Source organism: Ochrobactrum sp. XJ1, assembly GCF_024701725.1.
Classification (GTDB): Bacteria; Pseudomonadota; Alphaproteobacteria; order Rhizobiales; family Rhizobiaceae; genus Brucella; species Brucella anthropi.
Genome location: NZ_VDGD01000009.1, coordinates 76,982 through 102,235, shown reverse-complemented (window position 1 = coordinate 102,235; position 25,254 = coordinate 76,982). Strand labels below are relative to the sequence as shown.

Genomic DNA, 25,254 nt, shown 5'->3' with positions numbered 1-25,254 from the left:
CAACTGGCCCGGAGCATCGCTTCGGGCCTTTCCATTTAGATAAGGAGAATCCCATGGACGACCTCGAAACCACCATCGTCATCAACCCGGCGATCCCACTTACCGACATCACCGAGCTCGAACGGCTGGTTCTCTCCAGCGTGTTCGACGCAGGTGAGGTCGACAACGCGCTCTTGCTCTATACCGACCGCGGCGCCGCCTTGACGTTCAGCCTCGCTGCGGGCGATCTCTCGGCCGCCTATGAACCGTCTCGCCGTGCAACGAAGAGCGAGCTGAACCGGATCGTCGCCGAATGCTGGCGCGAGCAGATCGATGGCCGGGACAGAATAGAGATCGATCTGCGACAAAGATCCTGGGAATTCATCCTGCAGGACATTGTTGCACGGTCCGAAACGCTTTCGGAAGTGCGCGTACTCGAATGGTCCCGGCATCCATCGCAGAGGCCCGACAGTTTCAGCGCCAGCATCATGCTGATCACAGCAACGGAATGCGCCGGCCGTTCCAGCGAAAATCTCTTCGAGGAGCTGCGCGCTGCGACCGAGACACAAAGGCCCGCTGAGGGCCTGCGATACACGCCCAGCGCGCCGGATCTCTCAAATGCCGATCCGGCTCTTGCGCGTATGCGCAGTGCCGCAGTGCCATTGATCGCCAGATCACAGGGCGTTTCCCGCACGACCAGTTCATGCTTGATGCCGGCGGCCGCAATTCACTGACCACCATTCGTCGGTTCATCGAGTCCTTCGCCACGCCGGCACCGGCCATCGCCGACATCCACAGCCAGCAACTGGACGCGGCCCTGTGCTGCTGGGAGGCCATGCAGGACTACCGGATCCTGTTCGAACACGACAAACCGCTTGTGCGGAACATTCACGCTTTGATGTTGCTCTGGACACAGTTCGGTTCGATCGAACTGCGGCGATGGGCGCGGCCGGCGGCCATTTATGCGCTCCAGATCCACGACCATCTTGGACGGGAGCTGATCGATCGCCATGCCCCGTTCGACTACGGATTTATCCCGGCAGTCCTCGAAGTGCTCGAATGGACGGAAAATGGCCCGGACTTCGCAACAACGCTCGAGGACGCCGCCGCCCGCGTGCTGAAGAAGCTCGACGTGCAGCAGGGGGCAAGCCGATGAGCGAGCAAGCCCCATCTCCCGCCATGTCGGCAGCTGGAAAGGATCCTGGCGATCCTGCGCGCAGAAAGCATTTCGTCCATGTCTACGCCGTGGTCCGGGTGAAGGTTGACGTCGATGCCGCAAACCACCAGGCCGCCATTGCGGCGGCCGACGAACGTCTGTTCGGCAACGGATTTGCCGTCAGTCTCAATCCCCGCGGCAACGGCGTGATCGAGGCCAACTATGTCGAGGAAGTCGTGGGCTATCTCGTCGATGAAGCGGAAGACCCTGACTATGAGAGAACACGGTCCTACGGTCCGGACCACGAACCGCAAACCTCGGATGAGGGACATCGGCGTCTGCCGGGCGCCTGCCTGCAAGACCGGCGCGTGACACTGACTTTCGTGCCGCAGATCTGGCACGGCGATCAGGCGATTGAGGTCGATGTCTCCGAGCCGACGGAGTGGACCGTGTCCCTGTCACTGCTGCTCGAACGGTTTCCGACAGACGCGGACTGGGATGCCAAGGCTGAGATCAGGGATGATCTGCGTGACGAGGGTGATGCTCCGCAATGGATCCGGGACTGGCTCGGCCCCTTTGAAGTACGGCTGGACGACGACGTTGCGGACGTCTGGAGTGGCTCCGATGAACAATGAGCGTCTTCTGCAGCGGCTCAGGGCCCACCCTGATCTGTTTGGCGATGATGATGAACGGTCGCGCCGCGTGGCACGCCTGATCCTGCGTTGCAAGGCGCAGCTGATGCCCGAATGGAAGGCCCGCGCGGAGCGGGTACGGCTGGAGGCCGACCGCCGTTTCTGGTTCCGGACCCTGTGAAGGGAAGGGGAGGGAAGGAGAGGGAAGGAGAGGGAAGGAGAGGGAAGGAGAAGAAAAGAAGACCTTTGCCGCATGTGGCTCCGGCCCGTCAAGGGCAGGCTTCGCCGCTAAAGCGGCCCTTGACCGGCCATCGCCAATGCGGCGGTGAAAAGCTGGATTGGAAGGTCCGAAAAGACGCGAAAAGCGTCGGGGAGCTTCCGCTCCATCCCCGAAAAACAGCGATCGCACAGTCTCGACATGTCCCGACGGATTTCAATCCGGCGGCACGATCGGTCGCTCAACAGTATGGAGAAGTGCATGCCCAGCAAATCCTTCACGCCGTCGCCAATCCGATCGTTTGCCGGACGGTCGACTGGATCGAAAGGCCGGTTCATCCCGCCGGCCGCCAATGACGACGACCCGGATCCGACGCCGCCGTCACCTGCGGCCGCCGCAAGGCCAGCATCGGTGGCGAATGAGATCCCGCCACTTCCCATCGCGGTTTGAGGGAGGATCGACCATGTTGACTTTCCCGGTCCAATCCATCCTCGACGTCATCGCACGTGGTCGCGGCGACGCCAAGGCCAATGGAGGTTACCGCGATCCCTATTATGATCTCGAACCCGGCAAGGGGGAGAGGCCCGGCCTTTGGCTCGTCGGAGACCATGGGGTGTATGTGATGTCCAACGGCAAGTTGCCGGAAGGCGGTAAGCCGATGGTCGTCTATGCAGAAGAATGCCACCCCGAGCGAAATGACGACTGGTTCGAGGTCAAACGCCAGACCTTCGGCGGCGACGACGGTGTCGATTTCATCGATGCCGAGAGCCTCGAAGCAATGATCGCCGCCAGCCCTGGCGGAACGCATCTCTCTTTCGCCTTCGAGGAAGACGCGATGCAGATCTCGGTCATTCAAGGCGGCTGACGCATCGTCGTCCGCTGCAACCACAACCTTTCCCCCTTCCACGCGAGCGTCATGCCGGTTCACCCAGTCGATGACGCTCGTCTTTTTTTCAGGAGCATTCACCAGATGTCCAACGATCCCTTTTCCCCCGACATGTTCGGCAATACCGCGCTCTCCTCCGGGCTTGGTTTTGGCCTTGGCACGACTGAAGGATTTGCCCCCGAACCGGCAGGGCATGAAAACATAAGCGCCGCGCCTGAAGAGCATGTCGTCCCGATGCCTGTTGTCGCTGCCAAACCACCAGCGCCTCGCAAGATGGGCGATCGTGCCAACTTCTATCTCGATGACGATGATCGCGACCTTCCCAGAAGCTGGAAGGAGCGCGCCAGGATCAATGTCGCCGCCATCCTCTCCGCCAACGAGATCGCGAAGCTCGATATTCCGGTGACGCGCGAACAGCAGAAACGGCTGATCCGTTTTACCGGTTTTGGAGCCTCCGAACTGGCGAACGGCATGTTCCGCCGCCCCGGCGAGGTCGAATTCAGGGACGGTTGGGACGATCTCGGCGGTTCGCTGGAAAGTGTGGTTTCCGAGACGGATTACGCTTCGCTGGCACGTTGCACGCAATATGCTCATTTTACGCCCGAGTTCATCATTCGCGCCATCTGGGCCGGTCTTCAACGTCTGGGATGGCGTGGCGGCCGCGTTCTTGAACCCGGGATCGGGACCGGCCTTTTCCCGGCACTGATGCCCGAGCCATTCCGCACATCTAGCTATGTCACCGGCATCGAACTCGATCCGGTCACCGCCCGGATCGTCCGCCTCCTCCAGCCGAAGGCCCGGATCGTCAATGGTGATTTTGCCCGCACCGATCTCGGGGTGATTTATGATCTTGCCATCGGCAACCCCCCGTTTTCTGATCGAACGGTGCGCTCCGACCGCAACTATCGCAGCCTGGGTCTGAGACTGCATGATTACTTCATTGCAAGGTCGATCGATCTGCTGAAGCCAGGCGCTCTCGCCGCTTTCGTCACCTCCCACGGCACGATGGACAAGGCCGATACGACGGCCCGTGAGCATATTGCGAAATCGGCCAACCTTGTCGCTGCCATTCGCCTGCCGGAAGGCGCGTTCCGCGCCGCCGCTGGTACCGATGTCGTGGTCGACATCCTGTTCTTCCGCAAACGCAAGGCCGGTGAGCCCGAAGGCGATGTCACCTGGCTCGACGTTGACGAAATCCGTCCAGCTACCGCCGATGAGGGTGCGATCCGCGTCAATCGCTGGTTCGCCAGACATCCCGTCTTCGTGCTCGGCGACCATGCCCTGACCTCTGGGCCCTTTGGGGAGACCTATACCTGCCAGCCGCGTCCCGGCAAGGACCTTGAGGGTGTGCTGAAGGCTGCAATCTCGCTGCTTCCCGAACGTCTCTACGATGGTGAGCCGAGCATCATCGATCTCGATCTGGAAGAAGAACTTGCCGAGATCGTCGAGCTGAAGCCCGATAATGCCAAAATCCGCGAAGGGAGCTTTTTCCTCGACGGCCAGCATAACCTCATGCAACTGATCGACGGCTCCCCCGTTCCGATCGGCATACGCAAGGGTCGCAACAGCGCCGGCATTCCCGAAAAGCATGCCCGGATCATTCGCAAGCTCCTGCCGATCCGCGATGCCGTTCGCGAGGTGCTGAAGGCCCAGGAACAGGATCGACCCTGGCGGGATCTTCAGGTCCGGTTGCGCATCGCCTGGGGTGCCTTTGTTCGGGAGTTCGGCCCGATCAATCATACCACCGTCTCAATCAGCGAGGACGAACAGACCGGTGAGGTGCGTGAGAGCCATCGGCAGCCGAACCTGGCGCCGTTCAGGGACGACCACGATTGCTGGCTGGTGGCATCGATCGAGGATTACGACCTCGACACCGACACGGCCAAGCCCGGTCCGATCTTCTCTGAACGGATGATCGCGCCACCGGTCGCCCCTGTCATCACCAGCGCTGGCGATGCGCTGGCTGTTGTGCTCAACGAGCGCGGCCGTGTCGATCTCGAACACATCGCCGAACTGCTGCACATGTCCGCCGAACAGGTGATTGAAGAACTCGGCGAAGCAATCTTCCAGAATCCCGCAGACGGCTCCTGGCAGACCTCAGACGCCTATCTCTCAGGCCCGGTTCGTACCAGACTGACAGAAGCGCAGGCGGCTGCGGCGCTCGATCCAGCCTTCGAGCGCAATGTCCGCGCCCTGCAGGCGGTCCAGCCGGCCGATCTTCGGCCTTCCGACATTACCGCCCGCCTCGGCGCTCCCTGGATCCCGGCAGCCGACGTCGTGGATTTCGTGAAGGAGATGATGGGCGCCGAGATCCGTATCCACCACATGCCCGAACTCGGCAGCTGGACGGTGGAGGCGCGCCAGCTTGGATACAGCGCCGCAGGTACGTCCGAATGGGGCACCAGCCGGCGCGATGCCGGTGAACTGCTCGCCGACGCGCTGAACTCCCGCGTGCCGCAGATCTTCGATACGATCAAGGACGTCGGCGGCGAGCGACGCATCCTGAATGTGGTCGACACTGAGGCAGCGCGCGACAAGCTTCAGAAGATCAAGGAGGCGTTTCAAAAATGGGTCTGGACCGATCCCGATCGAACTGACCGGTTGGCCAGAATTTACAACGACCGCTTCAACAACATCGCGCCTCGGGTCTTTGACGGCTCGCATCTGAAACTGCCCGGCGCCAGCTCGGCCTTCAATCTCTATTCACACCAGAAGCGTGGCATATGGCGCATCATCTCCGCCGGCTCTACCTATCTTGCCCACGCTGTCGGTGCGGGAAAAACCATGACAATGGCTGCCGCCATCATGGAGCAGAAGCGTCTGGGCCTCATTGCCAAAGCCATGCAGGTCGTGCCTGGACATTGCCTCGCACAGGCCGCACGTGAGTTCCTCGCGCTTTATCCATCGGCCAACATCCTTGTTGCGGACGAGACCAACTTCACCAAGGACAAGCGGGCGAGGTTCCTCTCCCGCGCTGCTACTGCGACCTGGGATGCGATCATCATCACCCATTCCGCCTTCAAGTTCATCGGTGTGCCCTCAGCCTTTGAACAACAGATGATCCACGACGAACTGGAGCTCTATGAGGAGCTGCTGACCAGGGTCGACAGCGAGGATCGTGTGTCACGCAAACGGTTGGAACGGTTAAAGGAGGGACTGCAAGAACGGCTTGAGGCACTTTCGACGCGCAAGGACGATCTTCTGACCATTTCCGAGATCGGTGTCGACCAGATCGTCGTTGATGAAGCTCAGGAATTCAGGAAGCTGTCGTTCGCGACCAACATGTCAACGTTGAAAGGGATAGATCCGAACGGTTCGCAACGCGCCTGGGATCTCTATGTAAAATCCCGGTACATCGAAACACGAAATCCGGGTCGAGCCCTCGTCCTGGCATCGGGGACGCCTATTACGAATACGCTCGGAGAGATGTTCTCGATCCAGCGGCTGCTTGGACATGAGGCGCTTGCCGAACGTGGCCTGCACGAATTCGACGCCTGGGCAAGCTGCTTCGGGGATACGTCAACCGAACTGGAGATCCAGCCGTCCGGCAAATACCGGCCCGTCAGCCGCTTTGCGAGCTTCGTGAATGTACCGGAACTGATCGCCATGTTCCGCGCCTTCGCCGACGTCGTGATGCCCGACGACCTCCGCGAGTATGTCAGGGTGCCGGCGATTTCGACCGGCCGCCGTCAGATCGTCACCGCCAAGCCGACGCCTGCCTTCAAGATGTATCAGCAGATCCTTGAAGCGCGTATCAAGGCAATCGAGATGCGTGAGGGACCGGCACAACCCGGTGACGACATTCTCTTATCGGTGATCACCGATGGTCGCCATGCGGCGATCGATCTTCGTCTGGTTATGCCGGCGAACGACAACGAGGATGAAAACAAGCTGAACATGCTTGTGCGCAACGCTTTCAGGATCTGGCAGGAGACAGGTGAAAGCATCTTTCGCCGCCCGGATGGCAAGGATTTCGACCTGCCGGGCGCGGCCCAGATGATCTTTTCCGATCTCGGGACCATCAATGTCGAGAAGACACGCGGCTTCTCCGCTTACCGCTGGATACACGATGAGTTGGTCCGGCTCGGCGTGCCCGCTTCCGAAATCGCCTATATGCAGGATTTCAAGAAAACTGAAGCCAAGCAACGGTTGTTTGGCGACGTGCGCGCGGGCCGCATCCGCGTCCTGCTCGGATCCTCCGAGACAATGGGGACGGGCGTTAACGCGCAGCTTCGTCTGAAAGCCTTGCATCATCTGGACGTGCCATGGCTCCCATCGCAGATTGAGCAGCGCGAGGGTCGGATCGTCCGTCAGGGCAACCAGCATGACGAGGTCGATATTTTCGCCTACGCGACGGAAGGCAGCCTCGACGCATCCATGTGGCAAAACAATGAGCGCAAGGCGAGGTTCATCGCTGCCGCGTTGAGCGGCGATACCTCGATCCGCAGGCTTGAGGATCTCGGTGAGGGGCAGGCCAACCAGTTCGCAATGGCGAAAGCGATCGCCAGTGGCGACGAGAGGCTGATGCAGAAGGCAGGTTTGGAGGCTGATATCGCGCGGCTCGAACGGTTGCGCGCCGCCCACGACGACGACCAATATGCTGTCCGACGCCAGATCCGTGACGCCGAGCGTGATATCGAAACAGCAACCCGCCGGATTGGTGAGATCGGTGAGGACTTGAAGCGGTTTATTCCGACCGCAGCGGATTCCTTCACCATGACAGTTCTCGGTGAGGTCCACGATGAACGCAAGGAGGCTGGCCGGGCCCTGATGCGGGAAATCCTGACGCTCGTCCAGCTTCGCCAGCATGGGGAGGTTCATCTCGCATCGATCGGCGGGTTCGATTTGCTCTACGAGGGCGAACGGTTTGGCAAGGCCGATGGCTATCGTTATGCGACGCTGCTGCAGCGCACCGGTGCTGACTACGAGATCGAACTGGCGGTCACGGTGACGCCACTCGGTGCCGTCTCCCGCCTTGAACACGCGCTCGACGGGTTCGAGGAGGAGCGTGATCGTTATCGTCATCGCCTCGAAGATGCCCGCCGACGGCTCGCGTCATATCGCACCCGTGAGGGCGGCAGGTTCGCCTTTGCTGATGAGCTTGCTTTAAAACGTCGCCAACTGAGCGATGTCGACGAGGCGTTGGCCGCTTCGATGCGTGAGGAGAGCCAAAATGTCGAACAGGCCGCCTGATCGTTTGCATACCGTCCCCTGCAGTCTGAGGGGACGATCATCGTTTTGACGCCGGAAATAGCCTACGAAAGCCTTTCGAACCAGTGTTATCAGCCGTTAACCACCGCAGCGATGTCCTGCAGATGCCGAAGCTCCCGTGGTGCCTTCGGTCCGAGAAGATCCTTCTCTATCTCCATGACGACACTGCGAACCATATCGGTCTTGTTCATACCGCTCGCTTCCATGAGCCATTGAACATCACGGTCGGTCTTTGGCGAAATCTTGAACGACAGCCGGCGGTGTGGGATCCGAATGTCATGACTGACGCCTTTGCGTTGCGCCGCTTTCACTGCGTTCCATGCCTCGAAATCGCGGCGTAGAACTTCTGCCGTGTTCTGACCATGGCGTAATCGCTGGAGATAGAACGCGAAGAGCGATTTCCTGAAGCGGGTCGTTGCCGCCGGATCGACGCGATAGGCGGCTGCGTCAAGGATTTTCGACCTCGGGAGCAGGAATGCTGACTTCGAGCGAAATCTCGGCCGCATCCCGCGCTCGCCGAATGGCTGGTGTCGACTGCGCGGGGATGGCGATGACGTGCTGACATTCGTCACAGACTGCAGCCAATATCCCCTTCACAACACCGGAGCCGTCCTCAAAAGGTACGTCCCGATAGGCGAAGGTCGTGGAGACGAGCTTTCCGCAATGCGGGCAGACCGCCTTGCTCGTGTCACCGGGTTGGTAGAGTTTCATGTGTCGCCTCATTGGTGCACGCTGATGAACACCGTGTCCGGGTCAACAAAGTAGAATTTGATGTACCAGCTATCGCGCTGGATGATGTGAACCTCAATCGACGGTGCGTGGTGGTGCGGTGAGGCTGAATGATCCTGACCCTCGCAGCGTTTCAGCACGTCACAGATTTCCTCAGTGGTCACCGCTCCGGTCAGAAGCAGGTTTTGGTATCGATGTTCGAACGTGCCGTCTCGTGCTGGTAGGCGCCATTCTGCAACGCTACGATCACCTTCCTTCTTGCTTCCTTAAATCCCGTCTTCGCCTTTTTTACGAAGTTCCTCGTAAAAATCAATCGTCCGGTCTCGGCACACAAAGCAGCGACGCCAGACAAAGATGCGCAAACGGAGCAACGTATCAAGCTTTTCCCGGAGTGATGCTGGTTCAGGACGAAAACTTTGCCTGTGTTGATGGACTTGCGGAAAATCGTCACCAGCTCAGTTACGTGTGTGACGCGGCCTGATCGTGCTTATGGTCGGCCGCAGGAGTTTGCAAAATAGTCAAATAATTTGTATATTCCGACTAAGTTGAATGGAGTCGCGATGATGGAAAAGTTTTCGACTGTCGAATTGCTGCGAGACATCAAGACCGTGACGATGGCTGCAGATCGTCAGCCTGTTGCGATCACGCAGCATCGCAAGCCAAGATATGTGCTCATGACCTATGACGAGTTTGAAGCTCTGAAAAGCCGGGGCGATCCCCGCCAGGTCTATGGCCCCAATGAAGCACCTGCAGACCTCGCGGCGATGATCCTTCCTGAACTGGACAGGTTGATCGAGGAAGGGCGTGACACCAATGGCTGAGTTCCTATCTAACGGTTCCATCATCCGTTACCCCTATCTCTGGGCGTGGCAACGCGACAAGGGAGAGACAGAGGGTCGGAAAAGTCGACCTGTCTGCCTGGTTCTTGCAATTCGCAGGGGTAACCACACAAACCTTATTCTGCTGGCGATCTCGGGAACCCCACCACGTTCGGATCAGACGGCGCTTGATATCCCGCAGCTCGAATGCCGCCGTGCCGGTATCCGCGAATGGAAAGATGCCTGGATTACAGTGTCGGAATTCAATCACCACGTGGCAGAGACCTCCTTCTACTACGACCCAAACATGGAAGTGCTGGGATCGTTCAGCAAAGGCTTTCTTTCCAAGATTGCCGCAGCCTTCAAGCCGTATCTCGCAACGTCGAGTGCAAAAATCAGCCGTATCGACTAAATCTCATACGCGGCACACAGGTTCTATCAGTTCTTTTTTCTTGATTTTTGCTTGACCCGGATACGCAGTGGGCGGCCCTCTGCATGCTCCAGATCGAAGTCGTTCGTTTGCCTCACGAGATCGCTCAGTTTCCGAAACCCATAGGTTTGGGAGTTCGTCTGTTTGGTTTTGATGTGTTCAGGTGACTTCGCGACTATTTTTATTTTGCGGCACCGCAAAAGTTGCGGTGGCTGTCTGAAAACTGCATGTAGAAATCGTGTGGAGAGTTTTAGGACGCTATTGGCCAAACTTAGGTCCGTCCATTCGTGCCGGTCGATACCGTTCACTGCCCGAGCAGTATCGCGCCGGTCGCAACGATCAGGCAGGCGAGGATGCGCCGGGCGTTCAGGGCTTCTCCGAGAAATAGCCAGCCAATTAGAACCGCGAAGACGACGCTTGTTTCTCGCAACGCGGTGATCGGGCCGGCTGGTCCGAGGGCGAAGGCCGCGACCACGACCCCATAGGCGATCATTGCGACCAATCCGCCGGCGAGCGCCTTCCATGTGTCGGGCGCCCGAAAATCGATTACCAGCCGCCGGCGTATCGCGAGAAATACGGCCGGCAGAAATGCTCCATAGAGAACAAGCACCCAAGCCGTGTAGGCTCCGCTTTGTCCGGCTTGGCGCACCCCGATGGAATCCACGATGGCATAGGCGGCGATGATCGCGCCCGTCGCCAGCGCGAATAGAATGGACGAGGTAGAGGCTCGCTCCTTCCCTAGCGCCAGGCTCATGATGCCTGCGGCAACAAGGACGACGCCGGCAATCTGATTGAAATCAAGCTTGTCGCCGGTGATGATGAAGCCGCCGAGCGTCACCAGCAGCGGCACGGTACCCCGCACGATCGGATAGACCTGCCCCAACTCGCCGTAACGATAGGCCGCGACGAGGAAGACGCTGTATGCGACCTGAAGAACGGCCGAGAGTACGATATAGAGCCAGGCCCCCGACGCTGGTAGGGGGTAGGTGAACAGAAATGGGAGGGCAACGACCGTGCTGGCTAAGCTCATCACGGTCACGGTCCAGAGCCGATCGCCCCCGCTGCGCAGAAAGGCGTTCCATGTCGCGTGCAGGATCGCGGCAAACAGCGCGAGGCCGACAACAACCGCACTCATTGACGTGGCTTGGCCAGCGCCAGCACATCGGCTGCATTGCGGCGGGCGCTCTCGATCGCCGTCTTACCCTGCCCCATATGAGCGAGCACCGTCGCGCCTTCGATGAGCATGAACAGGGTCGTGGCGATGTGCTTGGCGCGATCATCCGGCAAGGATTCCGCCAGAATGCCCCGCAGCTGCTGCTGCAGGCCGTGCTTTTGCCGTGCGACCGCCCCGAATACGGCATGGGCCGGATCTGCGAACTCGGCAAGGGCGTGTTGGAAAAGGCATCCGTGAAAATCCGGGCTAGCGAACCAGCGTTCGTGCCAGTCGAAAATCGCCATGACTTTCTCGTGTAGCGTCATCGCCGCTTCGGCGAGCTGGTCGAGCTGCTGCTTGAACCGTTCGGCCCGCCAGTCGAGAACCTCGACAATCAGCCCTTCCTTGCTCGGGAAGTGCCGATACATCGTCATCTTGGCGACTTCGGCCTCAGCGATGATCTTGTCGATGCCGGTGGCGTGGAAGCCGTCGCGCCTGAACAGGCGATAGGCAGTTTCAACGATGTGCTGGCGTTTTTCGGCAGCGTCGGCGCGGAGCGACATGGACAAGCCCTATATGATAAAGACCTGTCTCACTCATATGCTTGTTAAGGGTTCTGGTCAATGGGCGTCGGAATATCGGGACAGCAACAATGCGAAGCCGGCCGAGATCGCGCCGAAAGCGCATGTGCCGGTCCAGCCCCAGGTGGCGTAGGCAGCACCGCCGATGCCCGCCCCGACCGCGCCGCCGGCGAGCATCGTTGCCATGAACACGGTATTCAGACGGCTACGGGCGGTCGGATCGAGCGCATAGACACGCGCGTGGTTGGCGATCTGCGAGGACTGCACGGCGAGGTCCATCACCACAATGCCGACGACCAGGCCGATGAGCGAGCCTTGCCAAAGCCCGAAAATGAGGAAGGCGAGCACCACGAGGCCCGCACCAATGGACACCACCACCGCCGGCCCGCGCCGATCCGCGAAGCCGCCTGCGATCGGCGCAGCGAGCGCGCCAGCGACGCCAACGAATGCCAGAAGGCCCACAGCCGTGCCGCCGAGCTGATAGCGCGGCTCGGCCATCAGCAGCGCGAGATTCGACCAGAAGCCGATGAAAGCCGCGAAGATCAGGAATTGCACCGCGACCGCTCGCCGGAGAACGCCGTGCGTCCGCACCAGCGTCCATAGGGAGCCAAGCAGGCGCGGTTAGCTCAAGTCGGTTGTCGGCGGCACGCGGGGCAGCCAGAGCGCCAGCGCCGCGCCGATCGCGATCATCAGGACCGCCGCGAACCAAAACACGAAAGGCCAGCCCCAAAGGTCCGAGATCGTGCCGCTGACCGTGCGGGCAAGTAGGATGCCGATCAGGATGCCGCCTGTCACCTTGCCGAGAATGCGTCCGCGCTCCGCTGGCGGGGCCAGATGCACGGCGAGCGGCACAATCTGTTGCGCGACCGTGGCGAACAGGCCGACCGCGAGGCTGGCGACCGCGAGCCATACGAAACCCGGCGACACGGCCGCACCGATCAGCGCGACCACCAGAGCGCCGATGGTCGCGAGGATGAGGGATTTGCGTTCCAGCCGATCCCCGAGCGGGGCGAGGAACAGCACGCCGAGCGCATTGCCGGCCTGGGTCAGCACCGGCACGATGGCGGCGGCCCCGACCGCCAGCCCGAAATCCGCCGTCAGATGGGCGAGGAACGCCTGATTGTAATAGCTGTTGGCGACGGCCGCACCAGCGCCGACCGCCAGAAGGCGGACCAGGGCGGCGGACAAGTGTTCGGATCGGGCATGGTCTGTTTGCATGTGGGGCAGAGATACATTTCGGCCCGGCCCACACAAACCATATCTCTTGCCGAACGATTTAGTTCACCTAAACTCCACGCCATGACATCACCAGTTTCTTTCGGTGCACTGCGCACTTTCGTCGAGGTCGGCCGGCAAGGCAGCATCAAGCGCGCCGCGCAGGAGCTGAACGTGACGCCGGGGGGCCGTAAGCCAACAGGTCAAGGCGCTGGAAGGGCGCTTCGGCGTCCAGCTCCTTGAGCGCGGAAACCGCGAGGTGAAGCTATCGCCGCATGGCCTGCGCCTTTTCGCCAAGGTCGCGCCAGGCTTCGAGCAGATCGACGCTGCGGTGCAGCTTTTTGAGGATCGCCGGCCGGGACCGCGTTCGCTGGTCGTCAGCACGACCCCGTCCTTTGCGACGTGTTGGCTTACACCCCGCCTTGGCGGCTTCGCCGCGCAGCATCCAGAGATCGAGATCAGGATTGAAACCTCGGCACAGCTCGCGGACATGACAGGCGGCATGGTGGACGTGGCCATCCGGCACGGTTCCGGCAAGTATCCCGGCCTCGACGCCACCTTGCTGTTCACGCCCCGCCTTGTGGCGGTCGCGAGCCCTTCACTTCTGCTCGACGGCCCTTTGACCGACCCGGCCGACTGCCTTCGCTATCCTCTCCTGCAGGATCGCGACCGGGCCGACTGGCCCGTCTGGTTTGCAGCGCATGGCATCAAGCCGGCCCGCAACGCCACGAAAGGACCAAGCTACGCCGACGACGCATTGCTGATCGAAGGTGTCATTGCCGGCCAGGGTCTCGCCATCGTGCGGGATGTTTACGCGGCCCGCGCTCTGGACGCCGGGAGCATCATGCTTGCGATCGACGCGCCTGCTCCGACGCCGGCAGGGTATTTTGTCGTAGTGCTGCCGGACCGAATGACCGTGCCGAAGATCGCGGCATTCCGACAATGGATGATGCGGGAAGCAGGTGTCGCGACAAGAGCGAACGCGGCGTGAGAAATGTGGTGGCGGGATCAACGCTACAGTTACATTGGCACAAAGAGAACGCCTATCGGGCAGTCTTTCTGATAAACAGAGTTCTCCGCCGTTAGCCCTCATTCGGCAACATCAGCGGATCTGCCTGCCAATTCGAAAGGATGTCTGAGTGTTTGCATTGCTGCATTACCACTTATTGGTTTTCATGTGATCACGAGCACTAAGCTGATGCATCTGGCGGTCACCTCCCAGTTCTATCGCAGCAGCTGTTCCAATCTGGAGGTTCGAGATCTCCACACTTTATGGGCCGCGGTTTTCGACGGCCTACAGCGGGCGATCTGGGAGGAATTCCACGTTGATCGTAGCGCGGCATTGGCCCTTTTTTGTCCTCATTTCAGAGCCGCGCCACGAGCGTTGCCACAACTCATGACCTCTTCGTGTCAAATTAAGTGGGTAAAGAAAAGGGAGAGAGAAAGAAAACACCGGTCGCAGATCGGTCCTCCCGCCGCCGCTCACGCTCAACCGTCTGCCGGATTCTTAGCAAACGACTACCCCCCAAAGAGGAAAAGGTGATCGCCTCACCGACAGCACGTCCATCAATCCCCACGGCAGACCATTGCCGACCCGATCAGCAGCATCGGCAAGATCATCGGGCCAGGCCCGGCTTCCGGCGAAAGGGGCATGAGCAGCAGCGCACCGGCGGCGGCGATCAGGAAGCCGATGCCGGAGAAAATGCCGGGCGAGACGAACTTTGCCAGCCGGCCGGCGATCAACGGCGCCACGAGCATCGGTGTGGTGAGCGGCAGGATGGCGAGGCCGGCAGCGAAGGCGTCCCGGCCCTGAATGGCCATGAACCAGATAGGCAAATAGACGATCAAGGCGACGAAGCTGAACCCGGTCGCAATCGGCAGAAGCTGGACGCCGATGAAACGCGGATAGCGGAAGAGCGACAGGTCGAGCATCGGATGCGCGCGTTTCAGCTCGACGGTAACGAAGGCCGCGAGCAGCACGATTGCGCCGCCGAGCAGGCCGAGAACCGTGGTGCTCGCCCAACCCTGCTGCGGGCCGAGCACGATGGCAAAGGTCAGGCCGACCAGGGCGGCCGTTAACGGGATCGTTCCCGGCCAGTCGATCCCGTGCGCATCCGGGTCGCGTGATTCCCTGATCCGGGATGTCCCAAGCACGAGGATCAGAATCTAGATGACGGCGATGGCGAAATAGAGGGCGCACCAGCCCAAATGCTCGATGAGAAGTCGGAGGCCATGGCACCGAAGTCGACTCCCGCACCGAACGTGGTGTCGAGAAATGCTTATCGGTCGCCGAATGTCGGCGATGCATTTTGTGCATTGCAATATACCAATTCCGTCATTGATCGGCGAATGGTTATTAGCAACCATCAAGAGAAAATATTCGAGTAAAAAAGCATGAAAATGAATTGATGTAATTAAACGTTGTTCGCCGGAGATGTGGCATGCGCTATTCTCAATTATATCCGCATGATACTGACAAAAGCGGCCAGTGTGGCGCCGATGCTATTCAAGACATTAGGCACAAAATACGATCCTTCGATAGACATATCGATTTATGGCTTGAGGAATCCTGGTCTCGGGCGAGATCTACGGCATTCTATGCGAACCTTGGAGATTTTTCAACAGAGCGTTTTGCGTCATTGCCTGTCGTCTCGAAAATTGACTTCAAGAAGAAATTCGCGGATTTTGAAAATGAGAATTGCGAAGACATCGTAAAATACTATGAAACGTCTGGCACCACCGGCCAACCCACCCCGACGAGAAGAACAAAAGCAGACCTGGCATGGAATTACACCGGCGTCGCACTGCTCTGGTCCGAGATCATAAAGACCAGCGACCGTTCCATTATTCTACTCCCATCAGATGTCGCACCGATCGGCGATCTGGTAGCCGGGTGCTGTGAAATCATTGGATGTGCAACTGCGCGTGCCTATCCGTTCACTCAGGGTATTGTCACATGGGATCGCTTGGAGGCGATATTTCGAAACTTCCAACCGACCGTCATTTGGTGTTCTCCGGGCACGCTTCTTCAGTTCACACGTGTGTTGAAGCAACGGGGAACGTTCGATGAAGTCTCTGCTCAGGTAAGAAAAATCATGCTTTCCGGAGAGGTCGTTACGAAGGGAATGAAGGAAGCCCTTGAACACTGGTGGTCGGCAAAAGTTTTCAACGCCAGTTATGGATCAACTGAAACCGGAACCATAGCAGCGGCCGGTGCCAATGGCGATCTCAATATCCTTCAGTATTCGTTCCTTTGCGAAATTATGAAGGCTGACGGCTCAATCGAACCCCTTTCCGCTGGCGCCGAAGGAGAGCTGGTCATCTCATCGCTGCACGGCTATGCGCGACCGTTCTTGCGCCTTGGTACTGGAGACATGGTGCGGATATTGCCCCCGATTGGCGATTTGCACCGCCTCGAAATTCTCGGCCGGAAAGAAGAGACGATTCTGATCGGCGGCAAGGAATATCTCGCCGGCGACGTAGAGGATCTCATATATCGCGTCCTAGATGTTACAGGCTATCTCGTCCAAATCGAGAGTGGAGAAGTCTCACGCATTGTTCTTGAACAGCTTCCTGCCGGTGCCTCGTTTGATGATATTCGGCGCTCGGCGCAAGCACTTCTCTCGACCGCTGAAATCGACGTTCAAATCGACGTCGTAAGCCAGTTACCTGTAACAACGAAAAGCGGCGCTGGCCTAAAAAACTGGAAAAAGTCCAACGTTGTTCGAGCAAGCCAATGACGCAGGCGGTCACAACATCTCATCCCGAGGGAGAATTTCGATTTCTACGGACCGCCGATGGTGGTGCCAGTGGGGGTGGCTCCGACCTCTGGGCTACCTACGCTGCCGTCCGCACTCTGACTTGGCTCAAACAGCCATTACCTGACGAACGGCGCGAAGAGATAAGCTCTTACCTCAATTCTTGCCAAAATCCAGACGGCAGTTTTTCGTGGCAGCGGGGATTGCCTTCCGATATTTGGGCGACATTCTACTGCACGCAAGCTTTGGGCGATATTGGTATCGGGACCACGGCCACGAACGCGCTGCTTGATTGGTTACATTCACTTCAGTCACCTGACGGGGGCTTCGCGATGAAGCCGGGACAGAGCGCCGACGTCTGGGCAACATATTATGCGACAAGGGTGTTTCGCGAAGTCGTCGGTATTCCAGTTCCGAATATCGAGAAATTGTCTGATTGGTTGTCGCGTCTTCAGCGCACGAACGGCGGCCTGGCATGGAATCCCGCCAGCGAACAGATCGACGTCCGGGCCACCTACTACGCAGTTCATGCGAAAGATGCGGCGGGGATTGGTGGCTCGGTATGGGATGAATTTTCCTTGATCTCTTGGCTGCAATCGATGCAGGACCCAAATGGAGGCTTCCGTTTTGCCCCGGAATACAAACCATGCCTCTGGGCAACATTCAGGGCAACGCGCGCTCTCGCAAAACTCGGTGCTCACGCCGCCCACACATCGGACATTGAGAAATGCAAAGCTTGGATCATGAGCAGGTTTGACGGTCGAGGATTCGTCCGATGGGACGACTACGATATGACCGATGTCTGGGCCAACTTTTCAGCCGTTGGCGCTCTTCAGGCCATTGGAGTTACCGTTCCCGCGCTAGTCGCGACGGAAGTAAAGTTCACCATCGAGCAGTTCGAGATATCCGGAGGTGGCTACACCTACCGGGAGCCGGAGATAGCGGGTGATGCACTGACAACTGCTTCGGCCTTGTTTCAGGCGCATGACCAACGGAATGCTTCCAGCATTGTTTCGTTTTCAACTTGGTTGAAGAAGGCTCACATGCCTTGGGAAAACGGCATCATGTACATGCCAGGACGCGGTGCTGAAGTTCGTTGCACACTCTGGGCCATAGCATCGTTGCGCTATGTTGGAGAAACGCTGGATGATCCACAAAGGATCGTCACATGGATCAGCGAGCTTCAAAATCCCGATGGCGGATTCGGTTACTGGCAGGGCAGAGGCTCCGATCTCGTTTCAACGAGCGCCGCCGTCTCGGTTCTCCAACTGCTAGACGTCGATATTTCGGAGGTAATCGACGTCAGGCAGTTGTCCATATTTGTGAAGAGTTGCCTCGAAGGAACAGGGGCCTCTAATGTTCCCGGTGGTCCTACGGGCACCTCAGCGGCTGCGCAAGCAAGTCGCATCTTGCATATGCTGGGCGAACTTGAGGTGAGCCAGAGTTTACTCTGGGCGTTGAACGAGCGCATTCGACTTGCCGGATACTTCGAGCAGGAAGGTGGCTTGCCCACACTATATGCAACCTACCAAGTAGCTCTCGCACAATCTAAACAAAAGCAAGCGCTGTCGCCGCAGCTTTCACGGTTCCTGGGGCGATTACGCGCGCCTAGTGGGGTGATTGGATGGACGCCTCTCGGCGCTGTTCGGCAAGATCCGCTGGTAATCCCGCTGTACAAGCTTTTGCTCCGGAAGCTGCGTGAGCCAGAATTTTATCTTCCGCCGTTGGTCTTGTGAGATGCCATGCCCACGATTCAAATAAAAAGCGATATCTCAGATCCGAAAAGGCGTCGGGACATCTGCAGGAAGATGACCATAGTTTTTGGACGACTCGGCGTGGATGTCCACCACCTGCTGATTATGTGGCAACCCATCGCCCTCGCTGACGTGTATCCCGGCCCGCTGAACATCATCGAGATGAACAAAGCATGGGATGGACCAATCGCCTACGTCGCCGTCGCGATATCCAAGGAGCGGCCCGCCTCCTGGCGCGCACGTCTATTGCAGGAGTTGAGCGATCTCTTTGCCGGTGGCGGGCGAGGAGATTACGTCTTCGTTGAATTGGTGCCGGTGGCTCCAAGCGATTTCAGCACCCCAGTCTCGCGGAGTATGCAATCGGCAAAGGAACAGCACAATGACAAGAGCAGAAATCCGACAGAAGTTGAACGAACAGATCCGTAGCAACTTTGAAGTTGACGTTTCCACGGCGGACGCGAGCCTTCCATTTACGGAGATCGAGGGATTGAACTACGACAGCCTCCGCGCCTTGGAATTCGTAGAAATGGTGGAAGGCGCATTCGATATCCAGGTGGATCTTTACACCGATGATGTTCAAGTAAATTTTGCGAGCTTTGACAAGCTTGTCGCCTTCTGCGAGCGCAAAATTGCGGACGCATCTACGCTGGCCGGGCTCTAGCAATGTCGGAGGGCTGCAATGTCATCGATCAAACGATATTCCTACCGTCAGCTTTTAACGAAGATCTTCGAGAGGAGATCCCGTGATCACCTCGTCCCTGAGCTTCCGGCCGAACTTCTGAACTCTCAATGGACGGCGGATCCAAGTGAAGACGCCTCCGTTTCATTCGACTTGATCCCCGAGACCGTCGTTTTCACGACATCTGGATCGACGGGAAAACCCAAGAGGGTCAGAAAGAGCAGATTTCAGATAGCATTGGAAGCCGAGGCGGTTTCCGCTGTTGTAAGTCAGGGCAGTTCGACACCGGACGAAGTGATCTCCTTCGCACCGCCAAACCATGCTTTTGGTTTTTTGTGCGGCATTGCTCTTTCGCTGAGGTTTGGCATACCATTTACTTACAATTCCGCCGACGCCGGAATACCCGCTGCCAGCGACGGCCTCAGCTCCTCGCTTATCCTGGCGCTTCCTGCTTCGTTCCGCGCCCTAGAAAAAAGTGAACCTGCATTCGCGTCGAGGCAGCGCGCCGCGATCGTGCAATCGGCAGGGCCCGCGTCTCCAAGATACGCTGAAACGATCGAAGCCCTCCAACCAAATGGTGTGGAAGGATTCGAAATTTACGGCTCTTCGGAAGCCGGCGCTATTGGCCACAGGCGGACGGACGTCACACCGCATGCCTGGACGTTGTTCGAAGATATCGAGTTGCTTCCGCCTTGCGACACCAGTGGAACACCAAGTGAAATGATTGTCGCAGGTCCGCGCTGCGCTCAGGCGTTGCAGGGCAATAGTACAGATGTTTTTCGTCCGAACCAGACCTCATCAGTCAGGACCGGCGATATTGTTCGTTTCGTAGGGGACCGACAATTTGCCTTGGTAGGGAGGCTGGATAGGGTAATCCAGATCAACGGCCTGAATACGGACCTTGATGTTCTGCAGCATCGTTTGTCTCATAACTTTGAGGAAGTCGATTTCTTCGTTGAAAAACAGCTCGACGGACTGCGCGGCCATGGTTTCGTCGTGCACTTTTTCTGTAGAGGCAGCTCGGCGCGAGTAGAAAGAGTCCGGCGGGAGATCGCTTATATCGTAAGCGAAAACTACCCAAAGAATGTCTATCCTTCAAAGATCCAGTTCTGGAGCGCCCCATTGAGGAGATCGCATTCTGGTAAGATTGTAGGTTTGCCGGTCACTTCACCCGTCGATGCACGCATAGACGTCCTGTAGGGAGGAGTTGAGCAATGCAATATCGACGAATGGGGACGACTTCCCTGCAGGTGTCTGAGCTCGCGCTTGGGACGTGGCTAAACTTCGGTCCCAAGCTTCATGGTGCAGAAGCGTCCCGCTATGTCCAGCTTGCCTTAGATGCCGGCATCAACCTCATCGACACTGCAGAATCATACGAAGGCGGTGATGTGGAGAGCATGGTGGGTGAGATCCTCCGGGAAAGCGGTCGCCGACGTGATACCTATTGCTTGTGCACCAAACTTTTCTACGGCGCAGTTAAACGCAAGGATCGCGCTAAGTTGCAGCCGACACAGCATGGTCTTAGCCGAAAACACCTTGTGGATGGGTGCAACCAGTCTTTGCAGCGCTTGGGCCTTGATTACATCGATATCCTTTTATGTCATCGGCACGATCCGGCGGCCTCTTACGAAGAGCTTGCTTGGACAATGCATATGCTCGTTCTCCAAGGGAAAATACTGTATTGGGGAACTTCGGAATGGGAGCCTGAGCAGATCCAAGAGGTAACATCTTTCTGCCATGACAACGGATTGATCGGGCCGTCTGTCGAGCAGCCGCAATACAACTTGCTCCACAAAGACCGGATAAACAAACTTCTAAATCATCAAACGCTTACTTCGCAGTTGGGCCTGATCACGTGGTCGCCACTGGCATCAGGACTTCTCACTGGTCGCTATGACGAAAATCCTGACAGAAGTGGTCGCCTCAATGATGCCGAAACACGTTGGGTACGTAGTATGGTTTTTGGAGACAACCCGACGGCTGCCATGCGCTCTGCGCGGGAGGTTTCCTCTGTCGCCAAGGAGTTGGGCGTATCAGCGCCACAATTGGCTATAGCATGGTGTCTGAAAAACCCTGCGGTATCATCCGTCATCCTCGGAGGAAGCTCCGTTGAACAATTGAGCGAAAATCTCCATGCCGTGAACCTGCAGGACCGGCTAGACCCCGCAATTATGCGTCGTCTCAACGAAGCAGGTTCTCCTGTGGACGACGAAAAAGATTGAACCAGATGGTGCTATGCCGGACGCCTATATCCGAAGTTCGGGAGCCTTATCCAGTGCAGACGACGCGCCGCGGCTTTTTGCTAGGTTCGGCAGCAGTTTCCATAGTCGTGGCAACTCCTTACAGAGCGCTGTCACGGACAAGCTCAGGCGATGACGAACTGCTTTCCCGCGCGAGGACTGCAACCGCAAGCTACGGCACGTTCCTCGCTATAGCGGACCGGCGAAAGGCTCCACAAACCGGAACTCTTGCCGGACTGACAGTTTCCGTAAAGGACGATCTCTTCACATATGACCTACCTACTACGGCGGGATCGGCGGCATTTAAAGGATTTCAACCGGCAATGGATGCTATTCCGATTGCAAGATTGCGATCGGCCGGCGCAGAAATCTTCGCGAAGTGCAATCTTGCGGAATTTGCCATGCATGTTCGGCCTCGCAGCCCTATAGGCGGAGAATGTCTCAATCCAGTTGATCCTGAAAGAACCGCAGGCGGATCGAGTGGTGGATCGGCCGCAGCCGTTGCTGCCGGGGTCGGAGATGCCTCGATCGCGACAGATAGCGGGGGGTCTATTCGGGGACCAGCAGCGTTTTGCGGTGTGGTTGGTTATGCCCCTTCGAATGGTCAAGTTCCGAAAGCCGGTAGTTTTGGCTCGAACCTCTTCTTTTCGGGAATCGGTTCTATCGCAGCCTCCGTGGAAACTGTTTCTCGTCTACATCAATGTATGGCGGGCACGGATGAAAGCGACCCTGAGACGCATTTTGCAATAGTGAACTTGCCGCCCTTCTCCAATTCTTCAACACGCTGGGGATGGGTAGAATCCTTTATTCCAGAAATTTCGCCTCATCCGGACATCCGAGCTGTATTGAGATCAAGTGCCGAGATGATTGGTCGGGACTTCGGTCAGATATCCGAAGTCCATCGCGTCGATATGACCCCCTATCAAACGTCATTTACCGTGATTTCTGACGCCGATCGTCTTTCGGGCATGTCCAGAGCTGGCATTATGCCAAAAGCGCATTTGTTTGCCCCGGAAACACGGGCACGTCTGGAACGCGCTGCGCGTTGGACCGGAGAAGATTACTCCCACGCTCTTTATACCCGCGCTCAGGCGAGACTTTATTGCGCGAAGCTTTTCAATCGCTTTGATTTTCTGCTTTCCCCAACAACGCCTCTAACGGCCCCAAAAGTAGCCGAACTCGCCGAAATGCCTGATTTTGCCGTGCGTTACTTAGCCAACTTGTGGTGGACCAATCTCGTCGGCTGCCCAGCAATAACTATCCCCGTAGGTAAAGATTCGCGTGGCCTCCCCATAGGTCTTCAGATTGTAAGCGCTCCAGGCTCAGACGAGAAACTGCTCTTAGCCGCTGGAAGCGCCTTCCGCCTTTTGGTTGGTGATCAGCCCGCGCGGGCCGGGATACAATGATTGAGGGAATGCGAACTGATCTCCCAACCGATTTCGCGGCGTTGTCGAATATTGTTTGATGGTAAAAATCGAAACTCTGATTTTAGACTGCTGGCTGATGAAGGCGGCTATGGAAAAGTGGACCGGAGGTATATTTGTGAAGGATCTTTGCGAAAGCTAGAACTCCGAGGTCGATGAGCGGTTCAAGCAAAATGACGGCGGCATAGGCAGCCCCGAAAGAGCTTACCGCTGCTAGATTCTCGGAGCTAAAGCCCTGCCCGTAAAACGCCCAGAACGCAACCCAGGCTACAATACCCCCCTGATAGGTCGTCGAAAGTGCCAATGCTTGCCAATAGCTGACATCGACGTAAGCCGTCTTTTCGGGAATGATTTTCTTGGCGAGAAGATGGATGCCCCAGAGCGGCACAAGCAATGTCGTGACGTTGATTCCATACTGAGGTAAATCGAACGGTGAGACCAGAAGACCTTGCAATAGCAGGCCGGCGGCGAGGCCTATTGATGCCGCGCCGCCACCGAAAAGGAGAAGTAGCGTTGATCCGAGAATAAAGTGAACCTCAGAGACTCCGACAGGATACTTGGGAAGGATTTCGAAAAAACAAAAAACCAGCCCCGTCGTCACGATGCTTCTCATAGCCAGCGCAGGAACACCTCCATTCAGACGGAGGTTGCTCGCCGCCATCTTGAGCGCGAGTGCTGATGCACCAGCGGCGGTTGCGTAACTCAATGAGTTTTACTCCGTTTACGACGCCCGGCTCGATATGCATTTGCGTATCCTTTCGCAAAGAGAGAAACAAGAACACCCAGAAGATTGATCGCTTTCAGACCCTTCAGGTGGTAAGGGCAGCCTGATTCCTTTATCGGCGCTTCCCCTCTGGCTCGGCAGGCTTTAGCCTCGAGGCAAACCGCTACATCCGGCGGGCAAGTCCACGGACTGTTGCCTTACACCAACGCCATCAAGAACAATTATTGCAGGTCGCGCGACACGCCGTTCAGAACATGATGGGAAACCAATAGCGATAATCTCGTCTCCCACCTCTGGCTCACGTGGCATACCCCACGCATACAGGCGATTGATGGGAGCAAGGTCGAGACGCCAATCACCCGAAGAGGGAGCTGGTTGCGTCTTGGCAAGGACTTCTTCAAATCCGAGTTCGGCCAACTCCCTGGGAACGGGGAGGTTAGAGAGCGTCGACGGCATCGTTGCAGCGGACACCTGGATGGTCACGAATGGATGCGGATTTCGCCAAATCACATCAGTTACCCGTCCTCGAAGATAGACCGGTTGCCCTGTAGCGTAGAAGCCCCAACCGTGATGTCCATAAGAGGGAGCCACGGAGAGCGCCAAAACGGCAGCAAGGCAAATCGACAGGATTCTCATTGGCTCGGTCCTCGAACAACGGTCACAGAGCCAATTATAGACTAGCTTAATCCATGTCTTCGACGTGCAATTCGATATTAATCGATAACTAAATCGATATTGATTTGAGGCGCGTTGCTGTTGTCATCGAATCTCACGATTAAAGTAATCGCGCTATCTCCAAAAAGAGCTTGAGGCTATGCTTCCTATTCAATCGATCGCGAAATGCCGCCAAATCCACCCTTAAAATTTCGGGATAGGGTTCGAGCGCGACCCGCACGGTTCCCTCCAACCGAAAGCGCCGTGCATGCGTCGGAGCAAACGCGATTCCCAAACCTGCGGAAACGAGACTATGAATAGTCTGCATTCTGGTAGCCACGTGCGATACCTTCATCTCTTTGCCCGCGCTGCGGCAAAGTTCGCGAAACTTGTTATAGAGCACCGGTCCTTGACTCTCGGGAAACAGAACGAATTCCTCCCCCGCTATGTCATCGAATGAAACAGCCTTTCGGTCAGCCATCGGATGATCGTTGTAAAACAGCACTTCATAGCCGTCTGGCCGCAAGACCTCCGTTGTAATCCTATCCGCCGTGGCGATTGGAGGATGCCCTAAGCCAAGATCGATTTTACCATCGAGCAGGAACCCAATCTGCTCGTTTGTCGTCAGTTCCTGTAGCTCGATATGCACTTCCATCGCCGCTCGCATTTGGCGGATCGTTTCAGGGAGGATGTGGAAAGTCGCGGCTGATACAAACCCGATGCGGAGGGTCTCACGGGCGGTCATATGTGCTGTTCGAGCGGCATTTATGGCTCGCTGGTGCCCATGTAGAATTTCGAATGCTTCTGAACGAAAAGCTTTGCCGGCGGCGGTTAATTCGACGCGCCGACTGGTTCGGTCGAAGAGCCTTACGTCAAGTTCCGTTTCCAAGTTGGCGATCGAGCGGCTTAGATGAGGCTGCGCGATGCCAAGTTGCTGAGCGCAGCGGCCGAAATGCAATGTCTCTGCCAATGCCACAAAATGGCGAAGCTGAACAAACTCCATATCGATGCCCC

Annotated in this window: 25 protein-coding genes and 2 pseudogenes; 16 read left to right on the top strand and 11 right to left on the bottom strand. The window is 57.6% G+C overall.

Annotated features, from left to right (window positions below; genetic code table 11):
- Nucleotides 1–53 precede the first annotated feature (53 nt).
- The 6 genes from FG152_RS17385 to FG152_RS17360 all read left to right on the top strand — a co-directional run bounded on the left by FG152_RS17385 (nt 54) and on the right by FG152_RS17360 (nt 8,063).
- Complete coding sequence (locus tag FG152_RS17385; protein WP_498987449.1) at nt 54–713, top strand: hypothetical protein; 660 nt, start codon at nt 54–56, stop codon at nt 711–713.
- On the top strand, nt 683–1,135 hold the full coding sequence (locus FG152_RS17380) for a hypothetical protein (protein WP_498987446.1): 453 nt from the start codon (nt 683–685) through the stop codon (nt 1,133–1,135). Before FG152_RS17385 ends, FG152_RS17380 begins: the two co-directional genes overlap by 31 nt.
- Complete coding sequence (locus FG152_RS17375) at nt 1,132–1,770, top strand: hypothetical protein (protein ID WP_498987443.1); 639 nt, start codon at nt 1,132–1,134, stop codon at nt 1,768–1,770. Before FG152_RS17380 ends, FG152_RS17375 begins: the two co-directional genes overlap by 4 nt.
- Nucleotides 1,760–1,948, top strand: coding sequence for a hypothetical protein (locus FG152_RS17370; protein WP_498987442.1), 189 nt, complete (start codon nt 1,760–1,762; stop codon nt 1,946–1,948). The genes FG152_RS17375 and FG152_RS17370 overlap by 11 nt, the downstream gene beginning before the upstream one ends.
- A 499-nt stretch (nt 1,949–2,447) precedes the next feature.
- On the top strand, nt 2,448–2,849 hold the full coding sequence (locus tag FG152_RS17365; RefSeq protein WP_498987439.1) for a DUF3085 domain-containing protein: 402 nt from the start codon (nt 2,448–2,450) through the stop codon (nt 2,847–2,849).
- 105 nt (nt 2,850–2,954) lie between these two features.
- A complete protein-coding gene (locus FG152_RS17360) occupies nt 2,955–8,063 on the top strand; it encodes a helicase-like domain-containing protein (RefSeq protein ID WP_498987435.1) in 5,109 nt (1,702 codons plus the stop codon).
- Nucleotides 8,064–8,152: 89 nt separating this feature from the next.
- Here the strand turns inward: FG152_RS17360 and FG152_RS17355 are convergent, their stop codons facing one another.
- On the bottom strand, nt 8,153–8,587 hold the full coding sequence (locus tag FG152_RS17355) for a hypothetical protein (protein ID WP_498987432.1): 435 nt from the start codon (nt 8,585–8,587) through the stop codon (nt 8,153–8,155).
- Complete coding sequence (locus tag FG152_RS17350; RefSeq protein ID WP_498987429.1) at nt 8,529–8,792, bottom strand: hypothetical protein; 264 nt, start codon at nt 8,790–8,792, stop codon at nt 8,529–8,531. Before FG152_RS17350 ends, FG152_RS17355 begins: the two co-directional genes overlap by 59 nt.
- A 578-nt stretch (nt 8,793–9,370) precedes the next feature.
- On the opposite strand from FG152_RS17350, the gene FG152_RS17345 reads away from it, so the two are divergent.
- A complete protein-coding gene (locus tag FG152_RS17345; RefSeq protein ID WP_498987427.1) occupies nt 9,371–9,631 on the top strand; it encodes a type II toxin-antitoxin system Phd/YefM family antitoxin in 261 nt (86 codons plus the stop codon).
- Nucleotides 9,624–10,040, top strand: coding sequence for a hypothetical protein (locus FG152_RS17340; RefSeq protein WP_498987426.1), 417 nt, complete (start codon nt 9,624–9,626; stop codon nt 10,038–10,040). The genes FG152_RS17345 and FG152_RS17340 overlap by 8 nt, the downstream gene beginning before the upstream one ends.
- Before the next feature lie 26 nt (nt 10,041–10,066).
- On the opposite strand, the pseudogene FG152_RS17335 reads toward FG152_RS17340, so the two are convergent.
- The 5 genes and pseudogenes from FG152_RS17335 to FG152_RS17315 all read right to left on the bottom strand — a co-directional run.
- Nucleotides 10,067–10,189 (bottom strand): annotated as a pseudogene (locus FG152_RS17335) (OST-HTH/LOTUS domain-containing protein); the annotation flags it as partial.
- 173 nt (nt 10,190–10,362) lie between these two features.
- On the bottom strand, nt 10,363–11,193 hold the full coding sequence (locus FG152_RS17330; protein ID WP_498987423.1) for an EamA family transporter: 831 nt from the start codon (nt 11,191–11,193) through the stop codon (nt 10,363–10,365).
- On the bottom strand, nt 11,190–11,774 hold the full coding sequence (locus FG152_RS17325; RefSeq protein ID WP_498987420.1) for a TetR/AcrR family transcriptional regulator: 585 nt from the start codon (nt 11,772–11,774) through the stop codon (nt 11,190–11,192). The genes FG152_RS17330 and FG152_RS17325 overlap by 4 nt, the downstream gene beginning before the upstream one ends.
- 57 nt (nt 11,775–11,831) lie before the next feature.
- Complete coding sequence (locus tag FG152_RS17320) at nt 11,832–12,347, bottom strand: MFS transporter (RefSeq protein ID WP_498987418.1); 516 nt, start codon at nt 12,345–12,347, stop codon at nt 11,832–11,834.
- A 66-nt stretch (nt 12,348–12,413) separates the two neighbouring features.
- Nucleotides 12,414–12,980: an MFS transporter gene (locus FG152_RS17315; protein ID WP_498987417.1), complete on the bottom strand. Its 567-nt coding sequence runs from the start codon at nt 12,978–12,980 to the stop codon at nt 12,414–12,416.
- 286 nt (nt 12,981–13,266) lie between these two features.
- Between FG152_RS17315 and FG152_RS17310 the strand changes: the two genes are divergently transcribed.
- Nucleotides 13,267–13,998: a LysR substrate-binding domain-containing protein gene (locus FG152_RS17310; RefSeq protein ID WP_498987414.1), complete on the top strand. Its 732-nt coding sequence runs from the start codon at nt 13,267–13,269 to the stop codon at nt 13,996–13,998.
- 575 nt (nt 13,999–14,573) lie between these two features.
- Here FG152_RS17310 and FG152_RS17305 read toward each other — a convergent pair.
- Nucleotides 14,574–15,161 (bottom strand): efflux MFS transporter permease, encoded by a 588-nt coding sequence (locus tag FG152_RS17305; protein WP_498987411.1) that lies wholly within the window; start codon nt 15,159–15,161, stop codon nt 14,574–14,576.
- Between the two features lie 287 nt (nt 15,162–15,448).
- Between FG152_RS17305 and FG152_RS17300 the strand changes: the two genes are divergently transcribed.
- Genes FG152_RS17300 through FG152_RS17270 form a run of 7 tightly spaced genes read left to right on the top strand, consistent with a single transcriptional unit; the run spans nt 15,449 to nt 22,844 of the window.
- The gene (locus FG152_RS17300) at nt 15,449–16,747 is read left to right on the top strand and encodes a phenylacetate--CoA ligase family protein (RefSeq protein WP_498987408.1); all 1,299 of its coding nucleotides are present in this window, start codon (nt 15,449–15,451) and stop codon (nt 16,745–16,747) included.
- Nucleotides 16,744–18,501, top strand: coding sequence for a prenyltransferase/squalene oxidase repeat-containing protein (locus FG152_RS17295; protein WP_498987405.1), 1,758 nt, complete (start codon nt 16,744–16,746; stop codon nt 18,499–18,501). The genes FG152_RS17300 and FG152_RS17295 overlap by 4 nt, the downstream gene beginning before the upstream one ends.
- A 6-nt stretch (nt 18,502–18,507) precedes the next feature.
- Nucleotides 18,508–18,945, top strand: a complete 438-nt coding sequence (locus FG152_RS17290; RefSeq protein ID WP_498987402.1) for a hypothetical protein — start codon at nt 18,508–18,510, stop codon at nt 18,943–18,945.
- Entirely contained in the window at nt 18,926–19,180 is a 255-nt protein-coding gene (locus FG152_RS17285) for a hypothetical protein (protein ID WP_498987400.1), read from the top strand. Before FG152_RS17290 ends, FG152_RS17285 begins: the two co-directional genes overlap by 20 nt.
- A gap of 18 nt (nt 19,181–19,198) precedes the next feature.
- Nucleotides 19,199–20,398 carry an AMP-binding protein gene (locus FG152_RS17280; RefSeq protein ID WP_498987397.1) on the top strand — a complete coding sequence of 400 codons (1,200 nt, stop codon included), beginning with the start codon at nt 19,199–19,201 and terminating at the stop codon, nt 20,396–20,398.
- Between the two features lie 14 nt (nt 20,399–20,412).
- Nucleotides 20,413–21,420 (top strand): aldo/keto reductase, encoded by a 1,008-nt coding sequence (locus FG152_RS17275; protein ID WP_498987395.1) that lies wholly within the window; start codon nt 20,413–20,415, stop codon nt 21,418–21,420.
- 5 nt (nt 21,421–21,425) lie between these two features.
- Nucleotides 21,426–22,844: an amidase gene (locus FG152_RS17270; RefSeq protein ID WP_498987847.1), complete on the top strand. Its 1,419-nt coding sequence runs from the start codon at nt 21,426–21,428 to the stop codon at nt 22,842–22,844.
- A gap of 82 nt (nt 22,845–22,926) precedes the next feature.
- Here the strand turns inward: FG152_RS17270 and FG152_RS17265 are convergent.
- The 3 genes and pseudogenes from FG152_RS17265 to FG152_RS17255 form a co-directional block, all read right to left on the bottom strand.
- Nucleotides 22,927–23,608 (bottom strand): annotated as a pseudogene (locus FG152_RS17265) (energy-coupling factor ABC transporter permease).
- Nucleotides 23,609–23,730: 122 nt separating this feature from the next.
- Nucleotides 23,731–24,222 carry a DUF6152 family protein gene (locus FG152_RS17260; RefSeq protein ID WP_498987394.1) on the bottom strand — a complete coding sequence of 164 codons (492 nt, stop codon included), beginning with the start codon at nt 24,220–24,222 and terminating at the stop codon, nt 23,731–23,733.
- Between the two features lie 139 nt (nt 24,223–24,361).
- Entirely contained in the window at nt 24,362–25,243 is an 882-nt protein-coding gene (locus FG152_RS17255) for a LysR family transcriptional regulator (RefSeq protein ID WP_498987392.1), read from the bottom strand.
- Nucleotides 25,244–25,254: the final 11 nt, after the last annotated feature.

Coding starts and splice junctions, on each gene's coding strand:
- FG152_RS17385 (WP_498987449.1), top strand. CDS start 54: ATGGACGACCTCGAAACCACCATCGTCATCAACCCGGCGATCCCACTT.
- FG152_RS17380 (WP_498987446.1), top strand. CDS start 683: ATGCTTGATGCCGGCGGCCGCAATTCACTGACCACCATTCGTCGGTTC.
- FG152_RS17375 (WP_498987443.1), top strand. CDS start 1,132: ATGAGCGAGCAAGCCCCATCTCCCGCCATGTCGGCAGCTGGAAAGGAT.
- FG152_RS17370 (WP_498987442.1), top strand. CDS start 1,760: ATGAACAATGAGCGTCTTCTGCAGCGGCTCAGGGCCCACCCTGATCTG.
- FG152_RS17365 (WP_498987439.1), top strand. CDS start 2,448: ATGTTGACTTTCCCGGTCCAATCCATCCTCGACGTCATCGCACGTGGT.
- FG152_RS17360 (WP_498987435.1), top strand. CDS start 2,955: ATGTCCAACGATCCCTTTTCCCCCGACATGTTCGGCAATACCGCGCTC.
- FG152_RS17355 (WP_498987432.1), bottom strand. CDS start 8,587: ATGCGGCCGAGATTTCGCTCGAAGTCAGCATTCCTGCTCCCGAGGTCG.
- FG152_RS17350 (WP_498987429.1), bottom strand. CDS start 8,792: ATGAAACTCTACCAACCCGGTGACACGAGCAAGGCGGTCTGCCCGCAT.
- FG152_RS17345 (WP_498987427.1), top strand. CDS start 9,371: ATGATGGAAAAGTTTTCGACTGTCGAATTGCTGCGAGACATCAAGACC.
- FG152_RS17340 (WP_498987426.1), top strand. CDS start 9,624: ATGGCTGAGTTCCTATCTAACGGTTCCATCATCCGTTACCCCTATCTC.
- FG152_RS17330 (WP_498987423.1), bottom strand. CDS start 11,193: ATGAGTGCGGTTGTTGTCGGCCTCGCGCTGTTTGCCGCGATCCTGCAC.
- FG152_RS17325 (WP_498987420.1), bottom strand. CDS start 11,774: ATGTCGCTCCGCGCCGACGCTGCCGAAAAACGCCAGCACATCGTTGAA.
- FG152_RS17300 (WP_498987408.1), top strand. CDS start 15,449: ATGCGCTATTCTCAATTATATCCGCATGATACTGACAAAAGCGGCCAG.
- FG152_RS17295 (WP_498987405.1), top strand. CDS start 16,744: ATGACGCAGGCGGTCACAACATCTCATCCCGAGGGAGAATTTCGATTT.
- FG152_RS17290 (WP_498987402.1), top strand. CDS start 18,508: ATGCCCACGATTCAAATAAAAAGCGATATCTCAGATCCGAAAAGGCGT.
- FG152_RS17280 (WP_498987397.1), top strand. CDS start 19,199: ATGTCATCGATCAAACGATATTCCTACCGTCAGCTTTTAACGAAGATC.
- FG152_RS17275 (WP_498987395.1), top strand. CDS start 20,413: ATGCAATATCGACGAATGGGGACGACTTCCCTGCAGGTGTCTGAGCTC.
- FG152_RS17270 (WP_498987847.1), top strand. CDS start 21,426: ATGGTGCTATGCCGGACGCCTATATCCGAAGTTCGGGAGCCTTATCCA.
- FG152_RS17260 (WP_498987394.1), bottom strand. CDS start 24,222: ATGAGAATCCTGTCGATTTGCCTTGCTGCCGTTTTGGCGCTCTCCGTG.
- FG152_RS17255 (WP_498987392.1), bottom strand. CDS start 25,243: ATGGAGTTTGTTCAGCTTCGCCATTTTGTGGCATTGGCAGAGACATTG.